Consider the following 13,085-nt stretch of genomic DNA (forward strand, 5'->3'; position numbering starts at 1 on the left):
CGGGCGCCGGCGCCAAGGGGGCGGCCGTGCGAGCCCGTTGGGCGGGCGCACGTTAGACCGCGGCCGGGCGCTATCGGTACCCCGCGGCCTGGAGGCGGAAGAGACGGGCGTAGAGGCCCTGTGACGCCATCAGGTCGTCGTGCGAGCCCTGTTCGCGCACTCTGCCCGCGTCGATGACGACGATGTGGTCGGCGGTGCGGACGGCGGAGAACCGGTGGGCGACGAGCAGGGACGTCGACCCTTCGTGCACCTTCCTGAGCAGGCCGAAGATCTCGGCCTCCGCGGCGGCGTCGACGGCGGCCGTCGGCTCGTCGAGGAGCAGGACGGGGGCCTCGCGGAAGAAGGCGCGGGCCAGGGCCACCTTCTGCCACTGCCCGCCGGAGAGCTGCCGGCCCCCGGAGAACCAGCGGCCCAGATACGTATCCAGCCCCTGCGGCAGTGCGTCCAGGAAGCCGAGTGCCCGTCCGCGGTCGGCCGCGGCGCGGATGCCCTGCTCGTCGTCGAGGCGTCCGGCCCTGCCCAGGCCGATGTTCTCGCGGGCCGGGGCCTCGTACTGGATGTAGTCCTGGAAGATCGCGCCGATGCCGTCCCGCAGCTCGGCGAGGTCGTACTCGGCAAGGGGGCGGCCGTCCACCAGGATGGTTCCGCTCGTCGGCTCGTAGAACCGGGCGAGGAGCTTGAGCAGGGTGGACTTGCCCGCTCCGTTGCTCCCCACCAGGGCGACGCAGGTGCCCGCGGGAACGGTGAACGAGACGTCTTCGAGGACCGGTTCCGCACTCCCGGGGTAGGTGAAGGACACATGGCGGAACTCGATGCCCTGGCGCAACCGCTCCGGAAGAGCGCGGTGCCCCTGTGCGACGGACTCCGAGGGGAGGTCGATGAAGGCGAACAGGTTCCCGAGGAACAGGTTGTTCTCGTAGAGCTGCGTGGCGCTGGCGAAGAGGGTCTGCACGGACGTCTGGATCAGCGCTATGCCGGTGATGTACCCGGCGAGCGCCCCGACCTGTCCGGTCCGCAGCGCCGTGTGCACGGCCAGCAGCACGGCCCCGCCGGTGACCAGCGTGCTCACCAGCCCGGCCAGCGCCGTGGCCAGGGCCTGGCGTCGCTCGATGTCCCGGTCGACGCCGTAGAACTCGTCCACCAGGGCCTTCGACCGGCTCAGCAGCAAGGGGGCGAGGTCGAGCAGGCGCGTCTCCTTGTACGTCTGGTCGTTGGTCAGCAGGTGTTCCAGATAGATGAGCTTGCGCCGGTCCTCCGCCCGCGCGTTCTGGACGGCGTGCGTGCGTCGGCTGAACGCCAGCCCCACCAGCGCGGACGGCACCGGGGCGAGACAGAGGGCGAGCGCCAAGGGAATGTCGTTGTGCAGCAGCACGGCGCCGACGGAGAGGAAGGACAGCAGGGACGAGACCACGGAAGCGAAACCGGTGAACGCCTGGTAGGGGCGGAAAGCAGCCTCACGGGTGGCACGTTGCAGCGCGTCGTAGGTTTCCGCGTCCTCGAACTGCTGGAGTGAGAGCCGGGCGGCCTTCTCCATGAGCAGCAGAGTGACGGCGTCCGACAGCCGGGTGCGCAGGAGCGTCTCCTGGTACGTCCGCAGCACCCCCAGGAAGTGACCGACGACGGACAGAGCGACCAGACAACCCCCGGACAGCAGCGCGGGACCCTGCTCGGCGGCACCGGTGCCGCCGAAGCCGTCCGCCACGAGCTGGACGGTGCGGGCCGTCAGGTGGACCTGGAGCGCGGGGACGACGGCGCCGAGCACGGTGACCGCGGTGAGCACCAGGACCTGCGCACGGCCGATGCCCCACAGGAGAGCCAGGGCCCGTTGCCACGAGCGGCTCATGCGGTCTCCGGGAGCGGCCGTCGGCGACGGCTCTCCTCCGGCGCGTCCGGGCGCCCCGACAACGAGCGCAGCGCGAGGGTCCACAGGTCGTGACACCGCCGCTCCCGCACCCGGTCCACGCCCGAAAGGCGGATGCTCTGCATGTGCAGCAGGCTGCGCAGGATCTCGTCCTCCGTGCCGACGAGCCGTCCGGCCGCCGCGAGCTGCCGGACGTGCTGCCCCGCCCGGGCCACCGCCCGTGACTGCCGGGCGAGGACGGCGCCGAGGTCGTCCGCCCAGAGCCGGGCGGTGGGGTCGGGATGGGCGTCCCAGGGGGCCAGGAGGTCGCACAAGGTGGCACGCAGCGCCCGGAACCGGGTTCGTGCCTCGGCGGAGACGCCGTGCGCGTCGCCCGCCGCCCCGGACGAGCTCGCCGGTGCCCCCCATTGCCGGGAGAGGGTGTCCATGGCGAACACCCCCACCACGTCCGGGTCCAGCTGCCCGGGGCGGGCATGCTGGAGGCCCACCAGGGCCGCGGCGGTGTCACTCCCCGCCTCGAAGGCCGCCTCCAGCGCCTCGATGGCCTCGGGTCCCCCGTACCGCTCGGTCTCCCTGTCGTACGCCACCACGGCGAGATCGCGCGCTAGCCCCTCGTCCACCAGGGCCCTGGCCCAGGCGATCGCGCGGTGGAGGAGGGACGCGCCGTCCGTGCCCGGCGCGCGCCGCAGCCGTATCCGCAGATGGGGGTGGGGGTCGCAGTAGCGGATGAAGAACCACCGGTCGACGAGGTGCTCCTCGCGCAGCTCCTGGACGAAAGCGGGCAGCGGACCGCTGATGATGTCGTCGTGCCGCGCGAGCGCCGCGTACACCTTGAGATGGGTCCAGTCACCGCCCACGAGGTGGTGCTTGACGTGTGCCGACGCGCTGCGGCGGGCGGCGGGCCCGGTGACCGGCGCGGCGACGGCCGGGCGACGGGTGGCCGCCGCGTCCCGCGCGAGGAGCGGAACGACGATCTCGCTGGCGTACGGGCGCCCGCTCTGGTCCCGCAGCCACAGCTGCGAGAAGTCGGGGAGCATCTCCTCCAGCATGAGGGGGAGCGAGCCGGCGGCCGTCGTGCGGCGCAGCTCGCGGTGGATCTCGTCCACGCAGAGGGGGTGGTCGAGATCGAGCAGGAGCTTGTTGTCCAGGACGGAGAGACAGACCCACTTCGGCACGCGCCACGTACGACGCCACTCCTGGAAGGCGTCGAAGAACCGGTCACGGTCGGGCAGCGCGCCGGTGAAGGGCTGGACCGCGCCGGGCACGCCGACGTCGATGCGCCACCGCGCCGGTCGCAGTACGACGCGGCCGCGCGAGACCCTCGGCAGCACCGGTGCCGAGTCCAGCAGGCCCCAGTCGAACTCCGCGAGCTGGGCGAAGCCGTCGTCCGACACCTCCAGGAGGAACCGGCAGATGTTCGGGGCCTTGTACGGGTTCAGCACATGGCTCTGAGTGACCCTCAGTTCCCTTCCCAGCGTCGCCGACCGCAGGTAGAGGCGGTCGTCGGTGGCGCCGACCAGCACGTCCGAGAGGAGGATCTGCTGGACGGGTCCGCCCGAGGGGGAGGTGTTGACGCAGATCTCATGGCTGCGCAAGGACGGGTGAATGGCCAGGTTGCCGCCCCTGCCTTCCTGGTGGACATAGCTGAGCTCGACGAACAGGGCCTCTGGACAGAGCGCTTCCTCCGCGGCGGCGATCTGCCGCAGCCGGGCCGTCAGATCGTGCCCGAGGACGTCGGAGAACCGGCCGAGCAGCCGTCCGCCGTCCCGCAGCGGCGCGGGGGAGAGCACCAGCTTCCACTCGCCCCGGTCGAGGGCCTCCTTGGAGCTGCTCGCGATCTGCGCGGTGACGTCCAGCGAGGGCCTGGCGGCAGGGTCCGCGGTACCGGCCGGGTCCCACGTCTCCAGGAAGGCGTCGGTGATCTCGATCTCGTTCCGGCCCTGGTGCAGGGCGGCGGCAGCGAGGGAGGCGAGTGCCTGCTCGGCCCGTCCCGGGCCGTGCTCGGGCAGGGGTGGCAACGGGGTCGACCGCGGAGGATAGGAGTAGGTCTCGGGTGCGTCGAGCCCCTGCTCCGCGTTGAGGAGCCGGAGGACCGGCACTTCGGCGCCCACGCCATGGCGTTCGACGAACGCCTGGTGGTACTGGGCCAGATGGCGCGGGCGGCTGCGCTGGAGCCCCAGCCGCAGGAGCGTCTCGGCGGCGTCCGCGGCGGCCTCCGCGACGTCGGCCTTGATCACGGGGGTGAGGAGAGCGGCGGTGGCGTCCACCTGGTACGCGTCGCGTTCGTAGTCGGGTGCTGTCGATCGCTGGTGGGCGTCCAGCAGGGACAGGCGGCGGGAGAGATCCGCTCGCGGCGCCTCGTCCACCCGGGCCGCGTAGGCGTGTGTGCGCTCCAGTGCGCTCCGGTACGGCTCGGCGCTGTCGATGCCCTGGATCCGTTCGAGGAGAGCCTGCTCAGGGCGGGTGTCAGTGGTGGCCGGGCGCAGATCGCTGGTGAGGATGTGCAGGTCCCAGAGCCCGTCCACCAGCGCCCTGGTCCTGTCCTCGCCCGCTCCGGGCAGCGCGGACCGCATGCGTGCGACCAACTCGGCGTACGAAGGCCGGCCCTCGGCGCACCGCAGCGCCAGGTCCACGGCGCGGGTGGTCCGCACGCTGGCCGAGCGGTTGTCGGACTGCCCGTAGACGTCGGTGACGGGCAGAACCAGGCGCCCGCCGCTGCGGTAGAGGCAGGGGTTCACCACGACGCGCAGGGCGTCCCGCAGGGACCGGTCGCCCTCCATGGTCCTGATCAGCGTCAGCAGCCAGCCCACGTCGGCCCGGGTCCGGGTGGAGGCCGGGGCCTCCCGCACCCGCTCCAGCCGCGTGGCGTCGCCGAACTCGCCCGCTCCCACCTGGGCGAAGAGACCGAAGGGGGTCGGCCGGGTGCTCATCCGCGCCAGGTACCGCAGGAGGGACGAGTGCACGCGCTCGTCGGCGTCGCCGTTGTCGCCGTCGCGTGCCATCCGTTCCAGCTCCCGGAACAGGCTGGGGCTCGCCACCTGGACGGCCTCGCGCAGCAACGGCTCCTGCGCCAGGTCCAAGAGCCGCGCACGGGCCCGTTGACGCCGGTGGGCGAGGTTCTCCGTCGGCCACGCGAGGGCGGAGAGCTCCGTCTCCCCGTCGCCCGTCACGGCGCTGTGGTAGTCGCGGAGCCCCCGCGGCTCGTCGTCCAGAACGTACCGGTAGGAGTCGGCGGTCAGAGTGGGGGTGCGCAGGAGGAAGAAGCCGGCGGGGCGGTACGGCGCCGGGCGTGCTGGGCTGTGGGACCGGGACATGAGGGTTCTCTCCGCGAAGGTCAGGCGATGAGCAGGCAGCGCTGCCAGCGTCCGGAAACCGATGAGGACACCGACCACAGGGCGGCCGCGACACCGGCCGCGCCCACCAGAAGGTCCGGATTGTCGATGGGCGGGTGGTGCGGTTCGCTGTTGCGCACCCCGAACGGCAGGTCGGGATGGCACGCGTCCACCACACGTTCGGTGAGCCACGGCAGCGACGCGCGCAGGGAGGCGCTCCGCGTGGTCCGCGCGGCCGCGGCGGTGATGGCGAGGACCCCGGCCAGACCGTGGCACAGCGTGGCCGCGTACGCGTGCCGCCCGGCCCGGATGCGCCGCAGCGACGCCTCCAGCGCGGTGGTCGCGAACTCCCTCAGCCTGTCGTCGCCCGTGGCGTGCGCGGCCTGGAGCAGGGCGCTCGTGATCCCCGGCGCTCCGTAGCACCAGGCGGCACGCGCCGGGCTCGCGGCCGGTGTCTCGTCGCCGTCGGGGCCCAGGGGCACCCCGGTCGGCCAGTCGACACCGAACTCGTCCCGCACGGCGGTGGCGCAGAGGTACGTCGAGGTCCGGTGAATGGCGGTGGCCAGGCCCTTGCGCCGGTATCCGGCCCGCCACGCCAGCGACAGCGCGGCCAGCGGCCCGGCGAGACCATGGGCGAGGCCGAGGTTGACGTACCCGTGCGGATACTCCTCCAGGTACTCGGGCAGCGGGTAGTACCGGGGCGGTATGACCCAGTGGGGGGCCGCGCCACGCCGGGTCGGCAGACACAGCTGGACCAGGTGGTCGATGAGCAGGTGGGCGCCCTGCCGCAGCCTGGCGCGGTGCGCGGGCACGGACACCAGATGGCCGAGGACGCCCGCGCTGCCCTGGATGGCGTCGTAGTCGCTGTCCCGGACTCCGCCCTCGCCGACCGTGGGCGGGGCGGCGGTGAGCTGGTCCAGGAGCTGGCCGTGCAGCTTGTCGAGGGCCTCGCCGTAGCGGGGTTCGTCGGCGGCGAAGTCCGACACGACCAGGGCGAGGCCCGCCGTGCCGTACCCCATGCCGGGGCCCCGCACCGGAATCTCCCGCGTGCTGCGCACCGCCGCGGCGAGGCGGGCACGCGCCGACCGCGCCCAGAACTCCGCTGATTCGGGCAGCGCGCGGGACGCCGTGCGCAGCACCAGGGCGATGCCCGCGTCACCGGCGAGCAGGGAGCTGTCGAGTCTCGCACCGGGTGTGTTCGGGTCCGTGGGCGACGCGGCCACGGTTGCCGTGACGTGCTCGGGGTCGGCGATCCGGGTGGCCAGGAGACGCGCGGTGGCATGGGCCCGCTCGGCGAGCGGCCTGTCGAGCAGCGCGTCGGCCGCGACGGCCGCCCTCACGCCGTCTCCCGGTTCCCGCTCGCGCCCCGGGCATATCCGAAGGCGTCGAGGACGTGTCCGTACCGGCTCTCGAACTGCTGGGTCAGTCGGGGGGTGAAGGCTTCGCGCCAGCGGCCCGCGCGCCCCTTGTTGAGCGTGAACGACTTCTTCCCGAGCATCGCGTCGGCCACCGACTCCCGGTCCACGTCCAGACCGAGCCAGTCGGCCACCTTGCCGACGGCGGCCAGCTGCTCCGCACGAGTGCCGCCGCCCCGGGGCCCGACCAACTCCTCGAAGGACACCTTGCACACCTGGGGGTGCCGCAGCAGGGTCATGGCGGACTCGAAGTCGTCGAGGAGGGGCATGTTCGGGTCGGTGATCGCGTAGGCGAGCTTGTCGGCCAGGGAATCGATCGATTCCATCGTCGGGCCGAAGACCGCGGATTCCGGATACCTGATGAAGTCGAGCCCGTTGCTCCGGGAGAAGAAGTTGACGAGCGAGAGCAAGGCGTCCCGCGGGTCCCGGTAGTTCAGGATGACCTTGGGGTTCCCGGTGTGGAGCCACTCGGCGAGGAACTTGTTGTCCATGCGCCAGACATCCACCGAATGGAAGATCCAGCTCATTCCCGCGGGGGTGGCGGAGAACGGCGAGGTCCAGAAGTCGGTGCGGGTCTTCAGCCTCAGGACGGATTCGGGGGCGACCGACTCCACCTGAGCGAGCGGTGCCACGGCCAGCCTCACCTGCCAGGCCCACGCGAGCTCCTGCCACAGCTGGTCCGTCGTGCGCAGGAACTCCGCCCGGTCGCGCCGGTGGTCGAGCCCGGCCAGCTCGTCCGGGTCGAGGTAGCGCTCGGCCAGCTCCTGCCGTTCCGTGACGCTGAAGGCGGGCCGGCCCTCGCGCGGCGGCACCGGCTCTCCGTACACCCGGTAGCCCAGCTGCACCATCAGTTCCTGGATGAGGTGCGTTCCGCTCTTGCGCGGAGATATCACCAGTACGCGGTCGGTGGTCATGTCTTCCTTTCTCCTGGAGGGAGCGGCCCTCCGGCGGGAGGGCCGCTCCGGCGATCTCAGATCAGCACAGTCGGCAGGACGTGCTGCCCCCGCAGAAGCAGAGGGAGAGGGAACAGGTCCCCTTGCAGGAGAGCCAGTTGCTGGATGAGCCTTCGGGCGAGTGGATTTCCGTGTTCACGGCGATCCGCACGTCCAGGTCGAATTCGTCGACCGCGTCGAATTCGTCGGCTCGGGTGGGCGTTTCCACAACCGCGTGCGTCATTGCTCCGCCTTCGATGAGAGAGAACCCGGCGCGGGATTTCCGCACCGGTGGCATCGTCGTGCGCGGCGCGTCCCGGTCACCAGGGGCGGTTGTCCCGATGGTGTCCCGGGACAGGTGCGTCGGGCTGGGCGGCGGTCGCCTCCCACCCCGCGAGCGCGTCAGCGCCTCGCGCTCATGGGCTTCCGGCTGCGCCCCGTTCCCCCATCCGGGAAGTCGTACGGTGGCCGAAGCCGAGCTCCCGGACGCATGCTGATGCGCTGGGCAGGGCCGACCCAGAGGACCCCGCCCCACTGCCGGCCGACGTCGTCGATGCCCCGCGCCGTTCGGCTCCTGGCCCGGGGCAGCACGACAGGGGCCACCGACGCGGCCCCGGCCAGGCACCAGGCTGCCGCACGCCGGGCGTGGCACATCGGTATGTGTTTTCCGAGCAGGACCAGTTTCCGCGCGACAGGCGTGCCGGGCGGCCGCCGGGAGGTCGACCGCCTCGCGCAGGGCCTCCGCCGCCGAGAACGGTGTGAACTGCTGCCGGGGGCGGCCGGGGGCGGCCGGGGGCGGAGGGCTCTACCGCACCGAGGACCTCGGCGACCTGGACACCCTCGCCCTGGTACGGGCCACCATCGGCACGGGCGGAGGGCAGGGCGCCGCCGCGTGCGGCGGAGAGCGCAGCCGGACCCTCGACTTCCACCACTACGCCAAGTTCCTGGACGGCGTCAGGGAGCAGGCCAACCGTCTCATCGAGCAGTCGATGCAGGAGTGGGACCGTGTCAGCAAGGGCGCGGCGCCTGAGCGGTGATGCGGGGTTTGGTCCGCCACTGGTCCGGAACAGCTGGTCAGATGGGGGATAGCGGTGGGAGGAACTGGGAGTTACAACGTAAACCGGGCCCTGCGCTGAGCGGGCCGAACGGAAGGCGCCTGACCGGCGAAGAGCCAGGTCAGGCGCCTTCTCTCGGGCCTCTAGAAGAAGCCGAGCTTCTTCGGTGAGTACGACACCAGGAGGTTCTTGGTCTGCTGGTAGTGTTCCAGCATCATCTTGTGCGTCTCGCGGCCGATGCCGGACTGCTTGTAGCCGCCGAAGGCGGCGTGTGCCGGGTAGGCGTGGTAGCAGTTCGTCCATACGCGCCCCGCCTGGATCGAACGCCCGGCGCGGTACGCGGTGTTGATGTCCCGCGTCCACACCCCCGCGCCGAGGCCGTACAGGGTGTCGTTGGCGATCTTGATGGCGTCGTCGAAGTCGTTGAACGACGCGACCGAGACGACCGGGCCGAAGATCTCCTCCTGGAAGATCCGCATCCGGTTGTCGCCCTCGAAGATCGTCGGCTGTACGTACCAGCCGCCCGCCAGCTCACCGTCGTACTCGATGCGCTGGCCGCCGGTGAGGATCTTCGCGCCCTCCTGCTGGCCGATGTCCAGATAGGAGAGGATCTTCTCCAACTGGTCGTTGGAGGCCTGGGCGCCGATCATCGTGTCCGTGTCCAGGGGGTGGCCCGGCTTGATCAGCTCGGTGCGGGCGACCGCCGCCTCCAGGAACTCGCTGTAGTTCCCGCGCTGGACGAGCGCCCGCGAGGGACAGGTGCAGACCTCGCCCTGGTTGAGCGCGAACATGGTGAAGCCTTCGAGGGCCTTGTCGCGGAAGTCGTCGTCGGCCGCCCAGACGTCGTCGAAGAAGATGTTCGGGCTCTTGCCGCCGAGCTCCAGCGTGACCGGCTTGATGTTCTCCGAGGCGTACTGCATGATCAGCCGCCCCGTCGTGGTCTCGCCGGTGAACGCGACCTTGGCCACCCGCGGACTGGACGCCAACGGTTTGCCCGCCTCGACGCCGAAGCCGTTGACCACGTTCACCACACCCGGCGGCAGCAGGTCGCTCACCAGGCTCAGCCACACATGGATCGACGCCGGGGTCTGCTCGGCGGGCTTGAGCACCACGGCATTCCCGGCCGCGAGCGCGGGCGCCAGCTTCCACGTCGCCATCAGGATCGGGAAGTTCCACGGAATGATCTGCGCCACCACACCGAGCGGCTCGTGGAAGTGGTACGCCACCGTGTCGTCGTCGACCTCGCTGAGCGTCCCCTCCTGCGCGCGGATCACCCCCGCGAAGTACCGGAAGTGGTCGATGGCGAGCGGAATGTCCGCCGCCAGCGTCTCCCGCACCGGCTTGCCGTTCTCCCAGCTCTCCGCCACCGCCAACTGCTCGAGGTTGGCCTCCATGCGGTCCGCGATCTGCCGCAGGACGGCCGCGCGCTCACCGGGGGACGTACGCCCCCACGCGGGCGCGGCGGCGTGCGCCGCGTCCAGCGCCCGCTCCACGTCCTCGGCCGTACCCCTGGCGATCTCCGTGAACGGCTGCCCGTTGACCGGGCTCGGGTTCTCGAAGTACTGCCCCCGCGCCGGCGGCACGTACTCGCCCCCGATGAAGTGGTCGTACCTGGCCTGATAGGACACGACCGCGCCCTCGGTACCGGGCGCCGCGTAACGGGCCATGTGACTGCCTCCCCGGACACGCTGCCCGCCGTTGGGCAGCTCTCGGCGGGAGCGTACGGAGGGCGAGGTTGCAAGTACGTTGCGTGCCGCCGCCCGTAGGGTGGCCAGGGCTCCGGCGGCGGGACGGGGCGTACGCCGTGCCGCGGACCTACGGTCGCAGCGTGGGGTCGAATCCGTCCGCCGCGAGCTCCTGGTCGAGGGAGCGCACGCGGGCCACCACCGGTGGCGTCGGCCGCACCGCGGCCAGCGCCCGCCACACCTCCACGTCGTCCTCCCCCCACGGCGCGTGCGCCCAGTCCGACAGGAGGTCCGGGTCCCCGCGGACGATCAGCGCCGCCCGCATCTGGTCCGCGAGCCGCCGCCGCAACCGCACCACCGCGGGCGCCTGGGCCCCCGGCAACAGCGGTCCCGCATAGACGGAGAACGCCGCCGTCACCGCCCCGCACCCCAGCCGCCGCTCCACGACGTCCACATCCGACGTGACCGGCACCGCGAGGCGGTACGGCCGCGACCGCAGCACCTCAGGGCCGAGCACCTGCCGCAGCCGCGTCAGTTCCGCCCGCAACGTCACCGGCGTCACCGCCTGGTCCTCATACAGCGCGCACAGCAGTTCGTCGCCGGTGAGGCCCTCGGGGTGCCGGGCCAGCAGCACCATGATCTCGCTGTGGCGTCGGCTCAGGCGCCGTTTGCGTCCGCCCACGAGCACCAAGGCCTCGTCCCGGCCGAGCGCTGTCAGCTCCAAGGTGTCCGCGGGGGCCGCCTCGGGTGCGAGCAGGGCCAGTTGGGACTCCGCGGCCCGCGCCACCGCTTGGACGAACGCCAGGCTGTGGGGATGGGCGAGGCCGTCCCCACCGGTCACGTCGACGGCTCCGAGCAGCCGCCCGGTGCGGGGGTCGTGCACCGGCGCGGCCGCACACGTCCACGACTGGACCTCGCGGACGAAGTGCTCCGTGGCGAACACCTGCACCGGCCGGTCGACGGCCACAGCCGTCCCCGGCGCGTTGGTCCCCATCGCCGACTCCGCCCAGCGCGCGCCCGGCACGAAGTTCATCCGTCCCGCCTGCGCCCGGGTCGTGGTGTGCCCCTCGACCCACAACAGCCTGCCGTGCGCGTCGCACACCGCGAGCAGGTGCTCGCCGTCCTTGGCGAAGCCGCCCATCAACTCCCGGAACAGCGGCATCACCCGGGACAGCGGATGCTCCGCCCGATAGGCACCCAGATCCCCGGCCGTCAGCTCCACCGACGCCCCGGTGCCCGCGGGGCTGACCCGGGCCCGTGCCGAACGACGCCACGAGTCGGCCACCGCGGAGCGCACCGGGCGGGCGACGGTCCCCGCCGCGGTGAACCGCTCATGGGCCCGACGGATCGTGCGAACCCGCTCGGCGGGGTTGGCGCCGGGCTCGAGGGCCACCCATGGATCGGTCAAGTCGGCCTCCGTACGGTGATGACGGCGATGACAGCGGTGCGGTGCTGCCATCGTCACCCCGGGAACAGAAGCCGACAAGCGCCCGCGCGCCCCCGCTGGCCGGTCTTTCCCGGCCGTCAGGCGGAGTTGACCAAGCGGATGTAGCGCGACCAGTCCCAGTAGCGTCCGGGATCCGTGTGATCGGTGCCGGGGACCTCGACGTGGCCGATGATGTGCTGGCGGTCCTTGGGGATGGCGTACTTGTCGCAGATCGCCGCTGTGAGGAGGGCGGACTGTTCGTACATCGCGTCGGTGAAGTACTCCGGTCGATCCACCCACCCTTCGTGCTCGATGCCGATGCTGCGCGTGTTGTAGGTCCAGTTGCCCGCGTGCCAGGCGACGTTCCGCTCGCTGACGCACTGTGCGACGTGTCCGTCCGCCGAGCGCACCACGTAGTGCGCGGACACCTTCTTCGCCGGGTTCTTGAAGATGGCCAGCGTGTCGGCGTACGTCTCCTGTGTGACGTGTACGACGACATAGGTGATGGGGTAGCTGCTGGGGCGGTTGGAGGCGGTGTAGTTCGAGGAGCTGGCCGGGACCCACTCGACGGGAGGGTAGGCGGCCTGGCGCGGCGTCTTCGCCATGGCGTGGGGGGACGTCAGCAGGGCCGAAGGCACGGCGGCGAGTGCCGCGCCCTGGAGGATGCGGCGCCTGCTGGGCAGGAGTCTCGCCGGGCGCGGCGCCGGTGGTCGAGTGCTGTCGCCCGGCGCGTCCGGCGGCTGGTGCGCAGCTCGTTCACTTGCTTGATCCATGGCTGTTCTGCCTCTCGGTGGGGGGGAGTGGCTGGGCTGCGCGGTGGGCGCGTCCCGGGGTGCGTGGAAGGCCGGATCCTGCAGGCAGAGCTTCATATCTCGTGGCGCGCGGCATGACGGCGAGGGCGCGGCCGCTCCTCGCGGAGCTTCGCCACGCACGTGTGGTTCGTGTGGGGATCGTTCGCCACGGTCGTTTGCACAGTGTGAGTGGCGCGCTGGGGCACGTCCAGATTGCTGAAGTCGAAATCTTGTGCGGGCTGTTGTGGGAGGTCGCGTTCGGTGAGCGGGTCGGCTGCGGCGCTCGGCATGAAAGGGGCGTGCGAAGCGCATGCGAGGCGTGGATCGGGCACGGCGCCGGGAGTTGTGGGGGTGAGGCGTGGCGCGCCGCTGAGTGGCCAGGCGTTCCGGTCCGGCCTGGCGCGGATGCCGAGCGGAGGCGGGGTGTTCATCGGGTGGTGCTCCGCTCTGGGCGGTGTGGCTGCAAGTCGTGCGTACGGGCGGTCTGGGGCGTGTGGGAGATCCGGTTCGTGCGGCGGATCCGGATCGCGCGGCGGGCCCGCACGCGCCGTCGCGGGCACGAGGGTGACACTTCCAGCCATGCCTTCA

General features: G+C 71.8%; 9 protein-coding genes. 1 reads left to right on the forward strand and 8 read right to left on the reverse strand.

Annotation, left to right across the window (positions count from 1 at the left end):
* Nucleotides 1–70: 70 nt before the first annotated feature.
* The 5 genes from C9F11_RS49010 to C9F11_RS36615 all read right to left on the reverse strand — a co-directional run bounded on the left by C9F11_RS49010 (nt 71) and on the right by C9F11_RS36615 (nt 7,784).
* Nucleotides 71–1,843 (reverse strand): ABC transporter ATP-binding protein, encoded by a 1,773-nt coding sequence (locus tag C9F11_RS49010; protein WP_138963840.1) that lies wholly within the window; start codon nt 1,841–1,843, stop codon nt 71–73.
* Complete coding sequence (locus C9F11_RS36600) at nt 1,840–5,175, reverse strand: lantibiotic dehydratase (protein ID WP_138963842.1); 3,336 nt, start codon at nt 5,173–5,175, stop codon at nt 1,840–1,842. The genes C9F11_RS49010 and C9F11_RS36600 overlap by 4 nt, the downstream gene beginning before the upstream one ends.
* A 20-nt stretch (nt 5,176–5,195) precedes the next feature.
* Nucleotides 5,196–6,533: a lanthionine synthetase C family protein gene (locus tag C9F11_RS36605; RefSeq protein WP_171075958.1), complete on the reverse strand. Its 1,338-nt coding sequence runs from the start codon at nt 6,531–6,533 to the stop codon at nt 5,196–5,198.
* Nucleotides 6,530–7,522, reverse strand: coding sequence for a sulfotransferase domain-containing protein (locus C9F11_RS36610; protein ID WP_138963846.1), 993 nt, complete (start codon nt 7,520–7,522; stop codon nt 6,530–6,532). The genes C9F11_RS36605 and C9F11_RS36610 overlap by 4 nt, the downstream gene beginning before the upstream one ends.
* 61 nt (nt 7,523–7,583) lie before the next feature.
* Nucleotides 7,584–7,784, reverse strand: a complete 201-nt coding sequence (locus tag C9F11_RS36615) for an FDLD family class I lanthipeptide (protein WP_138963848.1) — start codon at nt 7,782–7,784, stop codon at nt 7,584–7,586.
* A gap of 514 nt (nt 7,785–8,298) precedes the next feature.
* Between C9F11_RS36615 and C9F11_RS49015 the strand changes: the two genes are divergently transcribed.
* On the forward strand, nt 8,299–8,577 hold the full coding sequence (locus C9F11_RS49015; protein ID WP_249402035.1) for a hypothetical protein: 279 nt from the start codon (nt 8,299–8,301) through the stop codon (nt 8,575–8,577).
* 161 nt (nt 8,578–8,738) lie between these two features.
* Here the strand turns inward: C9F11_RS49015 and C9F11_RS36625 are convergent, their stop codons facing one another.
* From C9F11_RS36625 to C9F11_RS36635, 3 genes are all read right to left on the reverse strand, one after another.
* Nucleotides 8,739–10,262 carry an aldehyde dehydrogenase family protein gene (locus C9F11_RS36625; RefSeq protein WP_138963850.1) on the reverse strand — a complete coding sequence of 508 codons (1,524 nt, stop codon included), beginning with the start codon at nt 10,260–10,262 and terminating at the stop codon, nt 8,739–8,741.
* Nucleotides 10,263–10,410: 148 nt separating this feature from the next.
* Entirely contained in the window at nt 10,411–11,688 is a 1,278-nt protein-coding gene (locus tag C9F11_RS36630) for a helix-turn-helix domain-containing protein (protein ID WP_171075959.1), read from the reverse strand.
* A 116-nt stretch (nt 11,689–11,804) separates the two neighbouring features.
* Complete coding sequence (locus C9F11_RS36635) at nt 11,805–12,479, reverse strand: N-acetylmuramoyl-L-alanine amidase (protein ID WP_138963852.1); 675 nt, start codon at nt 12,477–12,479, stop codon at nt 11,805–11,807.
* Between the last annotated feature and the right edge of the window lie 606 nt (nt 12,480–13,085).

The organism is Streptomyces sp. YIM 121038 (assembly GCF_006088715.1).
GTDB lineage: Bacteria > Actinomycetota > Actinomycetes > Streptomycetales > Streptomycetaceae > Streptomyces.